The 19,298-nt window shown below is 67.8% G+C and carries 14 protein-coding genes; 10 read left to right on the top strand and 4 right to left on the bottom strand.

Annotated elements, in window-relative coordinates; all coding sequences use genetic code 11:
- Window positions 1-3: 3 nt before the first annotated feature.
- From BM198_RS30105 to BM198_RS06995, 5 genes are all read left to right on the top strand, one after another.
- Window positions 4-2,469: a DUF5682 family protein gene (locus tag BM198_RS30105; RefSeq protein WP_083422348.1), complete on the top strand. Its 2,466-nt coding sequence runs from the start codon at window positions 4-6 to the stop codon at window positions 2,467-2,469.
- Window positions 2,462-3,586 carry a VWA domain-containing protein gene (locus tag BM198_RS07010; RefSeq protein ID WP_069562357.1) on the top strand — a complete coding sequence of 375 codons (1,125 nt, stop codon included), beginning with the start codon at window positions 2,462-2,464 and terminating at the stop codon, window positions 3,584-3,586. Before BM198_RS30105 ends, BM198_RS07010 begins: the two co-directional genes overlap by 8 nt.
- Entirely contained in the window at window positions 3,583-5,592 is a 2,010-nt protein-coding gene (locus tag BM198_RS07005) for an SWIM zinc finger family protein (protein ID WP_074968818.1), read from the top strand. The genes BM198_RS07010 and BM198_RS07005 overlap by 4 nt, the downstream gene beginning before the upstream one ends.
- Before the next feature lie 222 nt (window positions 5,593-5,814).
- Window positions 5,815-7,473: a nitrite/sulfite reductase gene (locus BM198_RS07000; protein WP_074968816.1), complete on the top strand. Its 1,659-nt coding sequence runs from the start codon at window positions 5,815-5,817 to the stop codon at window positions 7,471-7,473.
- Entirely contained in the window at window positions 7,457-7,954 is a 498-nt protein-coding gene (locus tag BM198_RS06995; protein ID WP_074968815.1) for a DUF934 domain-containing protein, read from the top strand. The genes BM198_RS07000 and BM198_RS06995 overlap by 17 nt, the downstream gene beginning before the upstream one ends.
- Window positions 7,955-8,056: 102 nt before the next feature.
- Here the strand turns inward: BM198_RS06995 and cysS are convergent, their stop codons facing one another.
- Window positions 8,057-9,442 carry a cysteine--tRNA ligase gene (cysS, locus tag BM198_RS06990; RefSeq protein ID WP_074968813.1) on the bottom strand — a complete coding sequence of 462 codons (1,386 nt, stop codon included), beginning with the start codon at window positions 9,440-9,442 and terminating at the stop codon, window positions 8,057-8,059.
- Entirely contained in the window at window positions 9,442-11,112 is a 1,671-nt protein-coding gene (locus tag BM198_RS06985; protein WP_074968811.1) for a glutamine--tRNA ligase/YqeY domain fusion protein, read from the bottom strand. The genes cysS and BM198_RS06985 overlap by 1 nt, the downstream gene beginning before the upstream one ends.
- A gap of 120 nt (window positions 11,113-11,232) precedes the next feature.
- Here BM198_RS06985 and BM198_RS06980 point away from each other — a divergent pair, with 120 nt between their 5' ends.
- The 3 genes from BM198_RS06980 to BM198_RS06970 all read left to right on the top strand — a co-directional run bounded on the left by BM198_RS06980 (window position 11,233) and on the right by BM198_RS06970 (window position 13,885).
- Window positions 11,233-11,727, top strand: coding sequence for a peptidylprolyl isomerase (locus tag BM198_RS06980; RefSeq protein WP_044401686.1), 495 nt, complete (start codon window positions 11,233-11,235; stop codon window positions 11,725-11,727).
- A complete protein-coding gene (gene lpxH, locus BM198_RS06975) occupies window positions 11,724-12,446 on the top strand; it encodes a UDP-2,3-diacylglucosamine diphosphatase (RefSeq protein ID WP_044401683.1) in 723 nt (240 codons plus the stop codon). The genes BM198_RS06980 and lpxH overlap by 4 nt, the downstream gene beginning before the upstream one ends.
- 101 nt (window positions 12,447-12,547) lie before the next feature.
- Window positions 12,548-13,885: an SPFH domain-containing protein gene (locus BM198_RS06970; protein WP_074968810.1), complete on the top strand. Its 1,338-nt coding sequence runs from the start codon at window positions 12,548-12,550 to the stop codon at window positions 13,883-13,885.
- 57 nt (window positions 13,886-13,942) lie between these two features.
- Here BM198_RS06970 and miaE read toward each other — a convergent pair whose 3' ends face one another.
- The gene (gene miaE / locus BM198_RS06965) at window positions 13,943-14,545 is read right to left on the bottom strand and encodes a MiaE family protein (protein ID WP_074968808.1); all 603 of its coding nucleotides are present in this window, start codon (window positions 14,543-14,545) and stop codon (window positions 13,943-13,945) included.
- A 188-nt stretch (window positions 14,546-14,733) separates the two neighbouring features.
- Between miaE and BM198_RS06960 the strand changes: the two genes are divergently transcribed.
- Window positions 14,734-15,597 (top strand): universal stress protein, encoded by an 864-nt coding sequence (locus BM198_RS06960; protein WP_074968897.1) that lies wholly within the window; start codon window positions 14,734-14,736, stop codon window positions 15,595-15,597.
- A gap of 51 nt (window positions 15,598-15,648) precedes the next feature.
- Here the strand turns inward: BM198_RS06960 and BM198_RS06955 are convergent, their stop codons facing one another.
- Complete coding sequence (locus tag BM198_RS06955; protein ID WP_074968806.1) at window positions 15,649-16,125, bottom strand: DUF1289 domain-containing protein; 477 nt, start codon at window positions 16,123-16,125, stop codon at window positions 15,649-15,651.
- Window positions 16,126-16,530: 405 nt separating this feature from the next.
- Here BM198_RS06955 and acnB point away from each other — a divergent pair, with 405 nt between their 5' ends.
- Window positions 16,531-19,140 carry a bifunctional aconitate hydratase 2/2-methylisocitrate dehydratase gene (gene acnB, locus BM198_RS06950; protein ID WP_044401671.1) on the top strand — a complete coding sequence of 870 codons (2,610 nt, stop codon included), beginning with the start codon at window positions 16,531-16,533 and terminating at the stop codon, window positions 19,138-19,140.
- Window positions 19,141-19,298: the final 158 nt, after the last annotated feature.

The following is a 19,298-nucleotide window of genomic DNA, read 5'->3' as shown; positions in this document are numbered from 1 at the left end:
GCCATGGCAGAGGCCTTCGCCAGCGACCCGCGCCTGCCCGAACGGCTGCAGGCCGCCGCCCGTGAGCGCGCGGCCCTGGCCCGGGCGGGCATTCACCTGGTGCCGGTGCGTCACCACAGCCCGGCCTGCGCCTTCGCCCTGCGCCAGCAACTGCAGGCCCTGCAGCCGGCGGCCATCCTGATCGAGGGGCCGGCGGACTTCGACCGGCTCATCCCCGACCTGCTGGACTCCCGCAGCCGGCCGCCCCTGGCGATCCTCTCCCAGCACCGCCGGCCCGACGCCGAGGGCGAGCCGGCGCTGCGCTCGGCCTTCTTCCCCTTCTGCGACTACTCGCCGGAATGGCAGGCCCTGCAGGACGGCCAGCGCCTGGGGGCGCAGCTGGCCTTCATCGACCTGCCCTGGGCCCACCAGCATGACGAGGAGCAGGCCGCCGACCAGCAGCGCAGCCTCATGGCCGAGCGCTACCTGGCCCACAGCCGCTACCTCGCCGCCCTGGCCCGCGAGGCCCACTGCCGGGACCACGACGAACTCTGGGAGCACCTGTTCGAACTGCGCCCCCGCGCGGCGCTGGCCGACTGGCAGCGGCTGTTCGACGACGCCTTCGCCTGGTGCGCCATGGCCCGCCTGGACTACGAGGACGACGTGCTCGCCGCCGAGGGCTCCCTGGCCCGTGAAGCCCACATGCTCGGCTGCATCCGCGACTGGCGTGGCCGTGTGGACGGCCCGCTGGTGGTGGTCACCGGCGGCTTCCACACCCTGGCGCTGGTGGAGGCCCTGGCCGCCGGCACCCCGGCACCGGCAAGACCCGCCGCCCCGGAGGACAGCCAGGCCTGGCTGATCCGCTACAGCTTCGACCGCCTCGACGCCCTCAACGGCTATGCCTCCGGCATGCCCTCGCCGGCCTATTACCAGCAGGTCTGGGACGCGCTGCTGGGCGAGGAGGACGACACCCTCGCCCGCCAGCGCATCGCCACCCGCCTGCTCAGCGGCATCGCCGCCGAAACCCGCGAGCAGCGCCTGGCCGATGCCCTGACCTTCGCCAGCGTGAGCAACGCCGCCGAACAGGCCGCCGGCCTCGCCCGGCTGCGCCAGCACCCCGGCCCGGGGCGCTACGACCTGCTCGACGCGGTGCACGCCTGCTTCGTCAAGGGCAGCCTGGACGAAGGCCAGGACGGCCTGCTGCGGGCCGTGCAGCGCCACCTGGGCGGCAACCGCCTGGGCGACGTGCCGCCCTCGACCCAGGCCCCGCCCCTGGTGGAAGAAGCCCGGCGGCTGGCCCTCGCCCACCGCCTGGACCTCAGCGACAGCCTGGCCCGGCGCACCCGCCTGGACCTCTACCGCAAGCCCCGCCACCGTGCCCGCAGCCGCTTCCTGCACCTCATGGCCTACCTGGACAGCGGCCTGGCCCGGCACCAGGGCGGGCCGGACTTCGTCAACGGCAGCGGCCTCGACCTGCTCTTCGAGGAGTGGGAATACGCCTGGTCGCCGTTGGTGGAAGCCAACCTCATCGAACGGGCTGAACAAGGCAGCAACCTGCGCGACATCGCCCTGCGCCGCCTGCTGGACGAAGAGCGTGCGCTGCTCGGCCAGGGCCAGGGCCGCAGCGCCGGCCGCGTGGCACAGCTGGTGGCCCGCGCCGGACTGATCGGCCTGGGCGAGCAGCTGCCGAGGCTGTTCCAGCGCCTGGCCGAACACCTGGACGAAGACCCCGAGCTGGCCTCGGTGGTCGCCTGCGGCCAGCGCCTGCTGCACCTGTGGCGCGGCCGCGAACTGCTCGGGCTGGAGGAGCAACCGCAACTGCCGGCGCTGCTGCAGCGCATCGTGCCGGCGGCGCTGTTCCTGGTGCCGGGCCTGGCCCTCTGCGCCCCCGAGCAGGAAGGCGCCGCCGTGGATGCCCTGCTGGCCCTGCGCGAATTCATCCGCCTGGGCAGCGGCCTGGTGGGCCTGGATGGCCAGGACGAAGCCCTGCAGGGCGCCCTGGCCCGTCTCCGCGACGAGGCGCCGCCCACCCTGGCCGGCGCCCTGGACGCGCTGCGCTACCTGGACGATCTCGATGACGAGGCCCGCCTGGCCGAAGCCCTGGGCCGCCGCTTTGGCCCGGGCGCCGACAGCGAGGACGCCGTGCGCTACCTCGGCGGGCTGCTGCAGGCCGCACCGGAGCTGATCCTGCGGGTCGAACACCTGGGCCAGGCACTCAACGCCCTGGTGGCCGGCTGGGACGAGGCCACCTTCGTCCGCCACCTGCCCGACCTGCGCCTGACCTTCACCCGCCTCAAGCCCCAGGAGACCGGGCGCCTGGCCAGCCAATTGGCCGCGCTGAACGGCCTGGGCGACAGTGCCCTGGACAGCGCCCACCACGAACTGGACAGCCACGACCTGCTCGCCGGCGCCGCCCTGCACCTGGCGCTCGGGCGCTCGCTGGCGCGCGACGGCCTGCTCGACTGGGCCACGGAAGCCGACCATGACTGACCTGGAAACCGCCCGCCGCTGGCGCCTGATCCTCGGCCGCTACGCCGACCGCGCCCTCGACCAGGCCGCCCTGAACCCCACCGACGCGCGGCTGGAGAAGACCCTCGACTACCTCTACAACCGCGAGTACCAGCGCCGTGGTCATGTCCAGGGCGGGCGCGGCGGCTCCCTCGACGACAGCCAGCTGACCGCCCTCAACTGGCTGGAGCAGGCCCGCAACCTGTTCCCCCGTTCCACCTTCGAGCGCCTGCAGACCCAGGCCATCGAGCGCTACGCCATCAGCGCACTGCTCACCGACCCGGCCAGCCTCGCCAGCCTGGAACCCAGCCCGGCCCTGGCCAAGGCGCTGCTCAGCGTGCGCGGTCGCCTCAGCGCCGACACCCGCGACGCGGTGCGCCAGCTGATCGCCAAGGTGGTGGAAGAAATTCTCCAGCGCCTGCGCAGCCGCTTCACCAACGCCCTCAACGGCCGGCGCAACCGCTTCCGCCGCTCGCCGATCCGCCACGCGCAGAACTTCGACTGGCGCGCCACCATCGCCGCCAACCTCAAGCACTACGACCCGGAGCGCAAACAGCTGCTGATCGAATCGCCGCGCTTCAACGCCCGGGTCCGCCGGCAGCTGCCCTGGGACGTGATCCTCTGCGTCGACCAGAGCGGCTCGATGCTCGACTCGGTGATGTACAGCGCCATCTGCGCCAGCATCCTCGCCACCCTGCCCAGCGTGCGCGTGCGCCTGGTGCTGTTCGACACCCAGGTGGTGGACCTCAGCCACCTCGCCCACGACCCGGTGGAGGTGCTGCTGACCGTGCAGCTGGGCGGCGGCACCGACATCGGCAAGGCCCTGCGCTACTGCGAGCAATTGGTGGACACGCCCCAGCGCACCGTGCTGGCGCTGATCAGCGACTTCGAAGAAGGCGCCGCCATCGGCCCTCTGCTGGCCTGCGTCTCGCGGCTGAACGAGGCCCGCGTGCGCCTGCTGGGCCTGGCGGCCCTGGATGATGCCGCCCGGCCGGTCTACGACCCGTCCATGGGCCAGCGCCTGGCGGATCGGGGCATGCGGATCGCCGCGCTGACCCCGGAGCACTTCGCCGAATGGCTGGCGGAGGTGATGCAATGAGCGCCTGGCTGGCCCGCTACCGGGCCTACGACGACGCGGCCCTGGAAACCCTGGCCAACGCCGGCCTGCTGCGCCGCGCCGGCAAGGACGTGGAGGCCGGCAAGCTGGCCTGGGGCGAGCGCACCGAGGCACACGGGCTGATCGAGACCGACGGCCAGACCGTGCGCCTGGACGCCGGCGGCGTGGAGGCGGCGCGCTGCACCTGCCCGGCCAGCGGCTGCTGCAAGCACATACTCGCCGCCGTGCTGTGGCTGCGCAGCGAAGCGCCCGACGCGGCCACTGGCACGGAACAGCCCGAGCCCGATGCCGCCCAGGTGGAAGCCCTGGCGCTGGACCCGGCGCAGTTGCAGAAGCTCGCCGGCAAGGTGGCCACCCGCCGCGCCCGGCAATGGATCGAGACCCTCGGTACACCCCAGGTGAGCAACCACGGCCTGCGCCTGGCCATCGCCTTCGAGGGCCTGGAGGGCGAAGTCAGCTACCTGGCGGGTGCCGGCTTCGAGGGGATGCTCTCCGAAGCGCGGGACAGCGAACGCAAGGCCCTGCACCTGGCGGCCCTCGCCGGGCTCTTCCAGGCCCACGGCCAACCCTGGGCCTGGACCGCCGAAAGCGCCCCTGCCGACACCACGCGGGACGGCCTGGGCGAGGCCGAGCGCGAACTGCTGGCCTCGGTGCAGCAGCTGCTGCACGAGCTGCTGGGCCAGGGGCTGTCCCACGTCAGCCGGGCCAGCGCCCTGCAGCTGCGCCTGCTCAACCTCGGCGCCCGCACCGAAGGCCTGCCGCGCCTGGCCGGCCACCTGCGCACCCTGGGCGGGCAGATCACCCGCCTGGCCGAGCGCGACGACCACAGCAGCGAGCGGGAGGCACTGGTGCAGATGGCCCGCGTCCACGCCCTCTGCCAGGCCCTGCTGCGCGCCGACGGCGAGCGCCTGCCCCAGTTGCGCGGCCGCCTGCGGCGCGACTACCAGGCCGGTGAAACCCTCGACCTGCTGCCCCTGGGCGGCCACTGGTGGACCAGTGCCGGCGGCGCCCGCGGCCTGAGCCTGGCGTTCTGGGACCTCAACGACGGCCAGGTGCTGGAAACCACCCTGGCCCGCCCCGATGGCAGCGACCCCGGCTTCCGCCGGGACGCGGTCTGGGCCCAGCAGGCGCTGTGGCGCAGCACGCCCGAGCTGCTGTGCCGCGCGCCGTTGCAGCTGGAAGGGCCGCGCCTGGCCGAGGATGGCCGGCTGGCCCCCGGCGGCGGCATTGCCCGCCCCCAGGGCGGCTGGCCAGCGGATGACCCGCGCCTGCTCGACCTTGGCCTGGCGGACTGGGAACAGCTGGGCCTGGCCCTGGAAGACAGCGCCGCCCTCGCCAGCGAACCGCCGACCCGGCTGCTGCTGCGCCCCGCCCGCTGCCACGAAGCGAGCCTGGACGAAGCCCGGCAGGTGCTGACCTGGCCGCTGGAGGACAGCAACGGCCGCACCCTGCTGCTGGAGCTGCCCTGCACCGCCGAGCGCCGCGAACGCCTGGACAACCTGGAGCGGGCGCAGAAGGCCCTGGACGATATCCGTGCCGTGCTGGTGCGGCCCTGGCTGGACGGGCGCCGCCGCTGCCTGGAGCCCCTCGCGCTGCTGGTGGCCGATCACGACCGGCTGCGCTGCCTGTCGCTGGACTTCGAATCCCTGGTGCGCGGCGGGTTGAGCCGCAACCGCCGGCTGTTCGACCGCATCCAGCGCCTGCTCAGCCGCACCGACCGCCCCGTGCCGGCGGTGGAGCCGCCGAGCCTCGCCGGACGGCTGGTGGAGCCGGCCCTGGACGTGCTGGAAAGCCTGGCCAGCAGCGGTCGCCAGCAGCCCTCTGCCCATCACCGGGAAGTGCTGCGGGCCCAGCAGGCGCTGGCCGACGCAGCGGGGGTGGCGGTGCTGGCGCAAGCGCTGGGGCAATTGGCGGAGTCGCCCAGGGTCTCCTCCGGGACCCTGCTGCGGGGGACGCACCTGATGAGCCGCCTGCTGGCCCTGGGCTGACGCCGGGCCAGTCGAGAAGCATTCTCGACGCCCGCCGGCCGGGGCCTCCAGCCGCGCGGGGAAGGTTATGCTCGCACCCCTGCTTATGCGATCAGGTTCTTTACATATACTCAAACATCACTTTTGCGCATAAACCTGAGCTGGTATCTTCCACCGGCTCCGCAGGGGGTGCGCGGCCGTGCGCGCAGAAAAGCTGTAAGCAGCCTGACAACAGGACCATTCATGTACGTATACGACGAGTACGATCAACGCATCGTAGAGGACCGCGTCAAGCAGTTCCGCGATCAGACCCGCCGCTACCTGGCCGGGGAACTCTCGGGCGAGGAATTCCGTCCCCTGCGTCTGCAGAACGGCCTCTATATCCAGCGCTACGCCCCCATGCTGCGGGTCGCCGTGCCCTATGGCCTGCTGTCGTCCGCCCAGGTGCGCAAGCTGGCGCAGATCGCTCGCGACTACGACAAGGGCTACGCCCACATCAGCACCCGCCAGAACGTCCAGTTCAACTGGCCGGAGCTGGAGGACGTGCCGGAGATCCTCGCCGAGCTGGCCACCGTGCAGATGCACGCGATCCAGACCAGCGGCAACTGCATCCGCAACACCACCACCGACCAGTTCGCCGGCGTCGCCCGTGACGAGCTGGTGGACCCGCGCCCCTGGTGCGAGATCATCCGCCAGTGGTCCACCTTCCACCCCGAGTTCTCGCACCTGCCGCGCAAGTTCAAGATCGCCGTGAACGGCGCCGTGGGCGACCGCGCCGCCATCGAGGTGCACGACATCGGCCTGGAAGCGGTGAAGAACGAAGCCGGTGAACTGGGCTTCCGCGTCTCCGTCGGCGGCGGCCTGGGCCGTACCCCGATCGTCGGCAGCTTCATCAACGAATTCCTGCCCTGGCAGCACCTGCTGAGCTACCTGGACGCCATCCTGCGCGTCTACAACCGCTACGGCCGCCGGGACAACAAGTACAAGGCGCGCATCAAGATCCTGGTCAAGGCGCTGACCCCCGAGGTGTTCGCCGAGCGCGTCAACGCCGAATGGGTCCACCTGAAGGATGGCCCCACCACCCTGACCCAGGCGGAAGTCGATCGCGTCGCCAGGCATTTCGTCGACCCGGCCTACAAGGCCTTGGAGGACCAGGACGCCGCCCTCGCCGCCCTGGACGCCGAGCACCCGGGCTTCGCCCGCTGGCGCCAGCGCAACACCTTCGCCCACAAGAAGCCGGGCTACGTGGCCGTGACCCTGTCGCTGAAGCCCACCGGTGTGGCCCCGGGCGACGTGACCGACAAGCAACTGGACGCCATCGCCGACCTGGCCGACCGCTACGCCTTCGGTGAAGTGCGCAACAGCCACAACCAGAACGTGATCCTGGCGGACGTGGAGCAGGCGCAGCTGTTCACCCTGTGGAACGAACTGCGCGAGCAGGGCTTCGCCACGCCGAACGTGGGTCTGCTCACCGACATCATCTGCTGCCCGGGCGGTGACTACTGCTCCCTGGCCAACGCCAAGTCGATCCCGGTGGCCGAAGCCATCCAGCGTCGCTTCGATGACCTGGACTACCTGTTCGACATCGGCAACCTGGACCTGAACATCTCCGGCTGCATGAACGCCTGCGGCCACCACCACGTCGGCCACATCGGCATCCTCGGCGTGGACAAGAAGGGCCAGGAGTTCTACCAGGTGTCCCTGGGTGGCAGCGCCGGCCGCGACGCCAGCCTGGCGCAGATCCTCGGCCCGTCCTTCGCCCAGGAGGAAATGGCCGACGTGATCGAGAAGATCATCAAGGTCTACGTCGAGCGCCGCACCGAGGAGGAGCCTTTCCTCGACACCTTCCGCCGCATCGGCATCGACCCGTTCAAGGAGCGCGTATATGCAGCGAATCATTAAGAACGGCCAGGTCATCGACGAGACCTGGCACCTGCTGCCGAAGGACGCGACCCTCGATGGCCTGTCCAACTGCGACGACCTGATCGTGCCCCTGGCCCTCTGGGTCGAGCACAGCCACGCCCTCAAGGCCCGCGATGGCGGCCTGGGCGTGTGGCTGGATGCCGGCGAGGAGATCGAGGAGATCGCCGACGACCTCTCGCACTTCCAGGTCATTGCGCTGAACTTCCCGGCCTTCACCGATGGCCGCCACTCCTCCACCGCCTACCTGCTGCGCCAGCGCTACGGCTACCAGGGTGAGGTCCGCGCCATCGGCGACGTGCTGCGCGACCAGCTGTTCGCCCTCAAGCGCTGCGGTTTCGATGCCTTCGCCCTGCGCGAGGACAAGGACCCGTACGACGCGCTGAAGGCCTTCGAGGACTTCAGCGAGGTCTACCAGGCCTCCGCCGACCAGCCACTGCCGCTGTTCCGCCGCCGCGCCTGATTCCCCAGGCAACGGGCAAAAGAAAACCGGGACCTTCGCAGGTCCCGGTTTTTTTATGACGCTTGGATGGGGCGTTGTCCGCAACGCCCCGTCGGTCAGCTGTTATTCAGCCAGGCGCCAGGTGGTGCCGCCCTTGCCATCCTCCAGCACCACGCCCATGGCGGTGAGCTGGTCGCGGATGCGATCGGACTCGGCCCAGTTCTTCTCCGCACGCGCGGTCAGGCGCGCCTGGATCAGCCCTTCGACCTCGGCGGCGTCCACCTTGCCGGTGGCACCGGCCTGGAGGAACGCATCCGGCTCCAGCTGTAGCAGGCCGAGCAGGCCACCCAGGGCCTTCATGCGTGCCGCCAGGGCGGCTGCGGTGCTCGGCTCGCTGTCACGCAGGCGGTTCACCTCGCGGGCCATCTCGAACAGGGTGGCGACGGCTTCGGGGCTGTTGAAGTCATCGTCCATGGCTGCGCCGAAGCGCTCGACGAAGGCTTCGCCACCTGCCGCCTCGACGACCGGCAGGCCGCGCAGGGCGGTGTAGAAGCGCTCCAGGGCGCCCTTGGCTTCCTTGAGGTTGTCCTCGGAGTAGTTGATCGGGCTGCGGTAGTGGCTGGCCACCAGCAGGTAGCGCACCACCTCGGGGTGGTACTTCTCCAGCACCTCGCGAATGGTGAAGAAGTTGCCCAGGGACTTGGACATCTTCTCGCCATCCACACGGACCGCGCCTGCGTGCATCCAGGCCTTGGCGTAGAGCTTGCCGGTGGCGGCCTCGCTCTGGGCGATCTCGTTCTCGTGGTGGGGGAACACCAGGTCCGGGCCGCCGCCGTGGATGTCGAAGGTCTCGCCCAGGCAGCAGGTGGACATCACCGAGCACTCGATGTGCCAGCCGGGACGGCCAGGGCCCCAGGGGGATTCCCAGCTCGGCTCGCCGGGCTTGGCGCCCTTCCAGAGGACGAAGTCCAGCGGGTCTTCCTTGGATTCGTCGACCTCGATGCGCGCGCCGATCTTCAGCTCGTCGATGCGGCGGCGGGAGAGCTTGCCGTAGCCCTCGAACTTGCCGACGCGGTAGTAGACGTCGCCATTGCCGGGGGCGTAGGCGAAGCCCTTGTCGATGAGGGTCTGGATCATCTGGTGCATGCCGGCGATATGGCCGGTGGCACGGGGCTCGATGTCCGGGCGCAGCACGGAGAGGCGCGCCTCGTCCTCGTGCATGGCGGCGATCATGCGGTCCACCAGCGCTTCGAACGGCTCGCCGTTCTCCTGGGCGCGCTTGATGATCTTGTCGTCGATGTCGGTGATGTTGCGCACGTAGGTCACGTCATAGCCGCGCTCGCGCAGCCAGCGGGTGACCACGTCGAAGGCGACCATCACCCGGGCATGGCCGATGTGGCAGTAGTCGTACACGGTCATGCCGCACACGTACATGCGCACGCTGTTGCCTTCCAGGGGCTGGAAGGCTTCCTTGGCCTTGGTGAGGGTGTTGTAGATCGTCAGCGCCATCACTGCCCCCAGGAGTCACGCAGGGTGACGGTGCGGTTGAACACCGGCTGGCCGGGCCTGGAGTCCTTGAGGTCGGCAACGAAGTAGCCTTCGCGCTCGAACTGGAAGCGCTCCTCGGGCTGGGCCTGGGCCAGGGACGGCTCGGCACGGCAACCGGTGAGCACCACCAGCGAGCCGGGATTGATGTTGTCGAGGAAGCTGCCGCCCTCTTCCGACTTCTCGGGGTTGGCCGAGCGGAACAGGCGGTCGTACAGGCGCACTTCGCACTCCAGGCTGCCTTCCACCGGCACCCAGTGGATCACGCCCTTGACCTTGCGCCCTTCGGGGTTCTTGCCGAGGGTGTTCTCGTCGTAGGAGCAGCGCAGCTCGACGATGTTACCGTCGGCGTCCTTGATGGCTTCGTCGGCACGGATCACGTAGCTGCCGCGCAGGCGCACTTCGCCACCGGGTACCAGGCGCTTGAAGCCGGCAGGCGGGACTTCCTCGAAGTCGCTGGCGTCGATGTAGATCTCGCGGGCGAAGGGCAGCGTGCGCACGCCCATGTCTTCCTTCGGGTGGCGCGGCAGTTCGAGCTGCTCGACCTGGCCTTCCGGGTAGTTGGTGATGACCACCTTGAGCGGCTTGAGCACGCACATGGCGCGGGCGGCAGTGGCGTCCAGGTGGTCACGGATGCTGAATTCCAGCATGCCGATGTCCACTACGCCGCTGGCACGGTTGACGCCGATCATCTCGCAGAAATTGCGCAGCGACTCGGGGGTGTAGCCCCGGCGGCGGTAGCCGGACAGGGTGGACATGCGCGGGTCGTCCCAGCCGCTGACATGCCCTTCGTCCACCAGCTGCTTGAGCTTGCGCTTGCTGGTGATGGTGTAGTTCAGGTTCAGGCGCGAGAACTCGTACTGGCGCGGCTGCGCCGGTACCGGCAGGTTGGCCAGGAACCATTCGTAGAGCGGGCGATGGTCCTCGAACTCCAGGGTGCAGATGGAGTGGGTGATGCCCTCGATGGCGTCCGACTGGCCGTGGGTGAAGTCGTAGCTGGGGTAAATGCACCACTTGTCGCCGGTCTGGTGGTGATGGGCGTGGCGGATGCGGTAGAGGATCGGGTCGCGCAGGTTGATGTTCGGCGAGGCCATGTCGATCTTGGCGCGCAGGGAACGGGCGCCGTCCGGGAACTCGCCGGCTTTCATGCGGGCGAACAGGTCCAGGTTCTCCTCGACGGAGCGGTCGCGGAACGGGCTGTTCTTGCCCGGCTCATGCAGGCTGCCGCGGTACTCGCGCATCTCCTCGGGGGTGAGGTCGCAGACGAAGGCCTTGCCGGCCTTGATCAGCTCGACGGCCCAGTCGTGCAGCTGGTCGAAGTAGTCCGAGGCGTAGCGAACCTTGCCCGCCCACTGGAAGCCCAGCCACTTCACATCGCGCTCGATGGCGTCGATGTATTCCTGGTCTTCCTTGGCCGGGTTGGTGTCGTCGAAGCGCAGATGACAGTCGCCGCCGAATTCCTGGGCCAGGCCGAAGTTCAGGCAGATCGACTTGGCATGGCCGATGTGCAGGTAGCCGTTGGGTTCCGGGGGGAAGCGGGTGACGATCTTCGCGTGCTTGCCGGCATCCAGGTCGGCCTGGACGATGGGGCGAAGGAAGTTCGTGGCGACGACGGGGGTCTCTGGCTTGCTCATGGTGTCCTTAAGATCATGCTTTGCGGCTCAGGGTAGGCCGGCCAAATCAAAGCGCTTATCATACCGAAGCTGTCAACCCCCTGACAGGCCTTCGGATTTCACGTTCAGAGCGAATTGCCCATGATCAAGCTGCACACCAACCACGGCGTCATCACCCTGGAACTCTTCGAGGACAAAGCGCCTGAAACCACCGCCAACTTCAAGGAGTACGTAAAGGCCGGCCACTACGACGGCACCGTGTTCCACCGCGTCATCTCCAACTTCATGATCCAGGGTGGCGGCTTCGAGCCCGGCATGAAGCAGAAATCCACCCGCGCACCGATCAAGAACGAGGCCAACAACGGCCTGTCGAACAAGGTCGGCACCATCGCCATGGCCCGCACCATGGACCCGCACTCCGCCTCCGCGCAGTTCTTCATCAACGTTTCCGACAACGACTTCCTCGACCACAGCGCCCCCACCACCCAGGGCTGGGGCTACGCGGTGTTCGGCCAGGTGACCGAAGGCATGGACGTGGTCAACGCGATCAAGGGCGTGGCCACCACCATGAAGGCCGGCCACCAGGACGTCCCGGTCGAAGACGTGATCATCGAGAAGGCCGAGATCGTCGAGTGATCCTGCTGATCTCCGACCTGCATCTCGAAGAGGAACGCCCGGACATCACCCGGGCGTTTCTTCGTTTCCTCGACACCCGCGCCCGCCAGGCCGAAGCGCTGTACATCCTCGGCGACTTCTTCGAAGCCTGGATCGGCGACGACGCCATGACCCCCTACCAACACGCCATCGCCCGTGCCCTGCGGCAGGTGGCTGACGGCGGTACGCGGCTGTTCCTGATGCACGGCAACCGCGACTTCCTCGTCGGCGAGCGGTTCTGCCGCGAGGCCGGCTGCACCCTGCTGGGCGACCCGGCCCAGGCCGAACTGGCCGGCCACCCGGTGCTGCTGATGCACGGCGACAGCCTGTGCACCCGCGACGAGGCGTACATGCGCCTGCGCCGCATCCTGCGCCACCCGCTGACCCTCTTCATCCTGCGCCACCTGCCCCTGCGCGTGCGTCACCGCCTGGCCCGCAAGCTGCGCAGCGAGAGCCGCGCCCAGACCCGACAGAAGGCCTACGACATCGTCGATGTCACCCCCGAGGAAGTCACCCGGGTGATGATCGACGCCAAGGTGCCCACGCTCATCCACGGCCACACCCATCGACCGGCGGTGCACACCCTGGAAATCGGCGGGCAGCCGGCACAGCGCATCGTGCTGGGTGACTGGGACCGCCAGGGCTGGGCGCTGGAAGTGGACGCCGACGGCTTCCGCCAGGCGCCATTCGCCCTCGACTGACTGCCGCAGCGAGAACCTGCCCGCAGCCCGAGTGAGTGCTGCTTGACGAGGCGGCATGCGGCCTCCAGCATTCCGCATCCCCACACCGTCAAGGAGCGACCATGCAGTTTGCGAACGCCCCCTACATCAAGTACCTGGTCGGCGGCGCTGCCGCTGCCGGCCTCGGTTTCGCCCTGTTCAACGGCGTCTTCTTCTATAACGAAGCCGGCTTCGCCACCCACGTGCGAACCATCTTCGGCGAGGAGAAGGTGGTGGACGACGTCGGCTACGCCACCAAGTGGTTCGGCCGCGCCACCCCCTGGAAGAAGGCCCTGAGCGTGCAGTCGGTGCTCACCGAAGCGCTCAACCAGATCGACGAGAACAGCGACAACGACTCCCTCGGCGCCACCATCGAAGCCTTCCCCATCGTGTTCCTCGGCAACGTCGACGCCAAGGTGGAGTCCTCCGCGCGCTTCCGCCTGCCGGGCGGCGACCAGTTCCTGAAGATCGCCCAGGAATACCGCAACCCCGAGAACTTCATCCGCACCGCCCTGGTTCCGGCCATCAAGGAAACCCTGCAGGCCACTGCCTCCCTGATGACCGCCGACGACTTCTATGCCGGCGCCCGCAGCGAGTTCGCCGCCGAGTTCGAGAACCAGCTCAATGACGGCCTCTACCTGATCAAGCGCAAGGAAGTACGCGGCCCGCGCGGCGCCATGCCCCACCAGACCGCCATCCTCCAGGCCGGCACCGAGCAGGGCACCTTCGGCGACAACAATGCCAGCCAGTTCGTCACCGAGAAGGTGATCGACTCCAAGGGCATCCCGGTGCGCAAGCAACAGCAGTTCCGCAAGTACGGCGTGGAAGTGGTGGAGGCCCGCATCACCAACGTCGACCCCAACCCGCAGTACAAGCAGCGCATGGTCAAGGTCCAGCAGGCCCTGGCCGAACTGGCCGTGGCGCGGCAGAACCGCCTGAAGGAAGAGGAAGAGAAGCTGCTGGTCACCGCCCGCGGTGAAAAGGAAGTGGAGGCCCGCCGCCAGGAAACCCTGCGCGACCAGATCGAGCGCACCACCCAGGCCGAGACCGAGAAGCAGCTCGCGCGCATCAACGCCGAGCGCGAGAAAGGCCGCGCCGAGATCGAGAAGCAGACCGCCGAACTGCTGCGTGACAAGGCCAGCATCACCGCCCAGGCCACCAAGATCACCGCCGACGCCGAGGCCTATGCCCGCGAAGCGGTGATCAAGGCGGACGGCGCATTGCAGCCCAAGCTCGATGCACTGATCGCCATCAACAAGGTGTGGGCCGAGGCCGCGGCCCAGGCACCGGTACCCAGCGTGATGATGGCCGCCGGCCAGAACGGTGCCACCAGCCGCCAGGACGAGATCGGCCAGCTGATGGGGGTGCTCGCCACCAAGGCCGCCCGCGACCTGGCCCTGGACCTGAAAGTGAAGGACTGACCAGTCACCGCCCCAAAAAAAGCGCCCCTTGGGGCGCTTTTTCATTGCGGGCCGGATTCAGGCCGGAACACCGCTGTGGAAGCGGAACTCCTCGTCAGGGCTCTCGATCAGCTCCTGTTCCACGCCACGCACCCGCTCGATCGTCGCGTCCACGTCCGCCGCCTCACCGTACTGGTAGGCCAGCTTCAGGTAGCCCTGGTAATGCCGCGACTCGCTCTTCAGCAGGCCGAAATAGAACGCGCCCAGGTCCTCGTCCAGGTGAGGCACCAGTGACTCGAAGCGCTCGCACGAACGGGCCTCGATGAAGGCGCCCACCACCAGTGTGTCCACCAGCTTGGCCGGCTCGTGGTTGCGCACCGCCTTGCGCAGGCCCGAGGCGTAGCGCGCTGCCGATACCGGCCGCAGGGGAATGTGGCGCTTCTTCATGATCCGCAGCACCTGCTCGTGGTGGACCAGTTCCTCCCGGGCCAGGCGCGACATGAAATTGATCAGGTCGAGGTGCGTATTGTACTTGGCGATCAGCGCCATGGCGGTGGACGCCGCCTTGAACTCGTTGTTCTTGTGGTCGATCAGCAGGGTTTCCTGATCGGCCAGCGCCGCCTCTACCCAGGCCTGCGGGGTGCGGCAGGGGAGGAAATCGTGGATCTCCGGCAGGTTCATCGGGCGGGCACTCCAGTTCGGGCAGCAGACAGCCAGGGCACTCACGGCGAGGCCTCGGCAAAAAGGTGCGCATTATACGAATGCACCGGTCGCCGGCCAGCCATCCGCGATTGATATGCATCAAGCACGTTCGTGCAATCGCCGCTAGAGTGACTCCCAGCCATCTGTCTCACAGGGAGAGCATGACCATGCAAGCCATTCGCAGCATCCTGGTGGTAGTCGATCCGAGCCACCCCGAGAGCCTGGCGCTCAAGCGCGCCACGCTGATCGCCGGCGTGACCCAATCCCACCTGCACCTGCTGGTCTGCGATCGCAAGCAGGACCACAGCGCCTGGCTCGCCGACCTGGCCGGCACCCTGACCGGCGACGGCTACAGCGTCAGCACCCAGCAGGCCTGGCACGAGAACCTGCACCAGACGGTGATCACCGTGCAACAGGCCGAAGGCTGTGGCCTGGTGATCAAGCAGCACGTGCCGGAGAACCCGCTCAAGCGCGCCCTGCTCACGCCGGACGACTGGAAGCTGCTGCGCTACTGCCCCGGCCCGGTGCTGATGGTGAAGACCGATACGCCCTGGACCGGTGGCGTGATCCTCGCGGCCGTGGACGTGGGCAACAACGACGGCCCGCACCGTACCCTGCACGCCAGCATCATCAGCCACGGCTACGACATCGCCGGCCTGGCGCGGGGCAGCTTGCACGTGGTCAGCGCCCACCCCTCCCCCATGCTCTCGGCAGCGGACCCGACCTTCCAGCTCAAGGAGAGCATCGAGGCGCGCTACCGCAATGCCTGCAAGGAATTCCAGGAGGAGTTCGACGTCAGTGACGACAACCTGCACATCGCCGAAGGCCCGGCGGACGTGATCATCCCCTACGCGGCGAAGACCCTGAAGGCAGCTGTCACCGTAATCGGCACCGTCGCCCGTACCGGCCTCTCCGGCGCGCTGATCGGCAACACCGCCGAGGTGGTCCTGGATGCGCTGGAAAGCGACGTGCTGGTGCTGAAGCCGGACGAGATCATCGCCCACCTGGAGGAGCTGGTAGCCCAGCACTGAATCGAGCGATGAACGGAAAGCCGCCCGACGGGCGGCTTTCTCATGGGCGGGTCAAACGCGGAGTTCCATCCCCTCGCGCAGGAAGCGCGGGGCGATGTAGCGCTCGTAGTGCGCCTCGGAGAGCAGGAAGAACTCGCGGTCGATGGCCTCGCGCAGGTCCGGCAGCGGCCAGTCGCGGAACTCCGGCATCAACACCAGCCCATAGGCCTCCAGGCGGTTGATCACCCGCGAGCCCCGCGCGATCAACTGGTAAGCCCAGCAATACACCGACTGCTCCGGCACGAAGCGAATCTGCCGCTGCTCCAGCTGGCCCCGCAGCAGCGTCGGATCGAAGACCTCGAGCTTGGCCTCCACCACCTGCACCAGCAATTGCTCCAGGCGACGCCAGACCGCGCGCTTCTCTTCGTCGCTGTAGAGATTCCAGTTGATGATCTCGTGGTGGAAACGCTTGCAACCCCGGCACACGGTATCGCCGTAGACGGTGGAGCAGAGGCCGACGCAAGGCGTCTTGATGCGCTGGTTGGGCATGGCGGGGACATTGGGTAACGCAGGTACGGACGCGGCATCTTAGCCCTTTGTCTAAGCAGGGTCACCCCAAGATAGGCGGGGCTTTTGTCTTAACTTCGGTTCCGCTTTCCTTTAGAATCGTTCCGCCGTTTTAGGCGCCAAATCCGTTGGAAGCTGTTTTCAAAGCGTCACGAGCACAGTCGATCCGGCAGGAAATCTTGGCGCTGGGTTCTCCTCTCCCGATGAGACCCAACGCCAGCCCTCATCAGGCTCTTCCTTCCGGCGTAAAACTTTGAAAGCAGCTTCTGGATGGAACCATCGAAACACTGGCCAGGCGGCCCAAAAAGCCGCGCGGCGCATGTGTTCGGTGGAATCCTGGATGAGCGTCCCGAACCAAGACTAGGGACCACTGATGAGGGTAAAACTGTGCTTGAAGCCTATCGCAAACACGTAGAAGAGCGTGCCGCCCAGGGGGTCGTACCCCAGCCGCTGAACGCCGAACAGACCGCAGGCCTGGTCGAGCTGCTGAAGAACCCGCCCGCTGGCGAAGAAGAATTCCTCGTCGACCTGATCACCAATCGCGTTCCCCCGGGCGTTGACGAAGCCGCATACGTCAAGGCCGGCTTCCTGTCCGCCGTCGCCAAGGGCGAAGCCACCTCTCCGCTGATCTCCAAGGCTCGCGCCGTCGAGCTGCTGGGCACCATGCAGGGCGGCTACAACATCGCCACCCTGGTGGAGCTGCTGGACAGCGCCGAGCTGGCCGAAGTCGCCGCCGCGCAGCTGAAGCACACCCTGCTGATGTTCGACGCCTTCCACGACGTCGCCGAACGCGCCAAGAAAGGCAACGCCGCCGCCAAGGCCGTGCTGCAGTCCTGGGCCGATGGCGAGTGGTTCAAGGCCCGCCCGGCCGTTGCCGAGAAGCTGACCCTGACCGTGTTCAAGGTCCCAGGCGAAACCAACACCGACGACCTGTCCCCCGCTCCGGACGCCTGGTCACGCCCCGACATCCCGCTGCACGCCCTGGCCATGCTGAAGATGGCCCGCGACGGCATCGAGCCGGTACAACCCGGTTCCGTCGGCCCGCTGAAGCAGATCGAAGCCGTCAAGGCCAAGGGCTTCCCGGTTGCCTACGTCGGTGACGTGGTCGGTACCGGTTCCTCCCGCAAGTCCGCCACCAACTCGGTGCTGTGGTTCTTCGGCGACGACATCCCCTACGTACCGAACAAGCGCGCAGGCGGCTTCTGCTTCGGCACCAAGATCGCCCCGATCTTCTACAACACCATGGAAGACGCCGGCGCCCTGCCGATCGAATTCGACTGCACCAACCTGGCCATGGGCGACGTCATCGACGTGTACCCGTACGAAGGCAAGGTCGTGCGTCATGACAGCGGCGAAGTGGTCACCACCTTCGAACTGAAGACCCCGGTCCTGCTGGACGAAGTCCGCGCCGGCGGCCGTATCCCGCTGATCGTGGGCCGTGGCCTGACCGAGAAGGCACGCGCCGAACTGGGCCTGCCCGCGTCCGACCTGTTCAAGAAGCCGGAAGCCCCCGCCGACAGCGGCAAGGGCTTCACCCTGGCGCAGAAGATGGTCGGCCGCGCCTGTGGCCTGCCGGAAGGCAAGGGCGTCCGTCCGGGCACCTACTGCGAACCGAAGATGACCACCGTCGGCTCCCAGGACACCACTGGCCCGATGACCCGCGACGAGCTGAAGGACCTGGCCTGCCTGGGCTTCTCCGCCGACTTGGTGATGCAGTCCTTCTGCCACACCGCGGCCTATCCGAAGCCCATCGACGTCAAGACCCACCACACCCTGCCGGACTTCATCATGACCCGCGGCGGTGTTTCCCTGCGTCCGGGCGACGGCATCATCCACAGCTGGCTGAACCGCATGCTGCTGCCTGACACCGTCGGCACCGGTGGCGACTCCCACACCCGCTTCCCGATCGGCATCTCCTTCCCGGCCGGTTCCGGCCTGGTGGCCTTCGCCGCCGCCACCGGCGTCATGCCGCTGGACATGCCCGAATCCGTGCTGGTGCGCTTCAAGGGCAAGATGCAGCCCGGCATCACCCTGCGTGATCTGGTGCATGCCATCCCCTACTACGCCATCCAGGCTGGCCTGCTGACCGTCGAGAAGAAAGGCAAGAAGAACATCTTCTCCGGCCGCATCCTCGAGATCGAAGGCCTGAACGACCTGACCGTCGAGCAAGCCTTCGAGCTGTCCGACGCCTCCGCCGAGCGTTCCGCTGCGGGCTGCACCATCAAGCTGCCGGAGAAGGCCATCGCCGAATACCTGCAGTCCAACATCACCCTGCTGCGCTGGATGATCGGCGAAGGCTACGGTGATGCCCGTACCCTGGAGCGTCGCGCCCAGGCGATGGAAGCCTGGCTGGCCAAGCCGGAGCTGCTGGAAGCCGACAAGGATGCCGAATACGCCGCCGTCATCGAGATCGACCTGGCCGACGTCAAGGAGCCCGTGCTCTGCGCCCCGAACGACCCGGACGACGCTCGCCTGCTGTCCAGCGTCCAGGGCCGCAAGATCGATGAAGTGTTCATCGGTTCCTGCATGACCAACATCGGTCACTTCCGCGCTGCCGGCAAACTGCTGGACAAGGTCAAGGGTGGCATTCCGACCCGTCTGTGGCTGGCCCCGCCGACCAAGATGGACGCCCACCAGCTGACCGAAGAAGGCTACTACGGCATCTACGGCAAGGCTGGCGCGCGCATGGAAATGCCGGGCTGCTCGCTGTGCATGGGTAACCAGGCTCGCGTCCAGACCGGTTCGACCGTGGTCTCCACCTCGACCCGTAACTTCCCGAACCGTCTGGGCGATGCCACCGACGTGTTCCTGGCATCTGCCGAGCTGGCCGCTGTCGCTTCGATCATCGGCAAGCTGCCGACCGTAGAGGAGTACATGGCCTATGCGAAGGACATCGACAGCATGTCTGCCGATATCTACCGCTACCTGAGCTTCGACCAGATCGCCGAGTTCCGCGAAGCTGCAGCCAACGCCAAGATCCCGGTCATCCAGGCCTGATCCACGCGTTGTTGAAAGAGCCCCGCCCCGTGCGGGGCTTTTTCTTGGGCGCAGATTTTTCCTGAACTCACCGGCGCAGGCGACGGCCCAAATGCCTGAACGCCCGCACTGGCCATCGGCCATGGCGAAGCGACAACCACCGGAACAGGAGAATCCCC

The organism is Metapseudomonas otitidis, assembly GCF_900111835.1.
GTDB classification, from domain to species: Bacteria; Pseudomonadota; Gammaproteobacteria; order Pseudomonadales; family Pseudomonadaceae; genus Metapseudomonas; species Metapseudomonas otitidis.
This window is presented reverse-complemented; position numbering and strand designations above follow the sequence as displayed.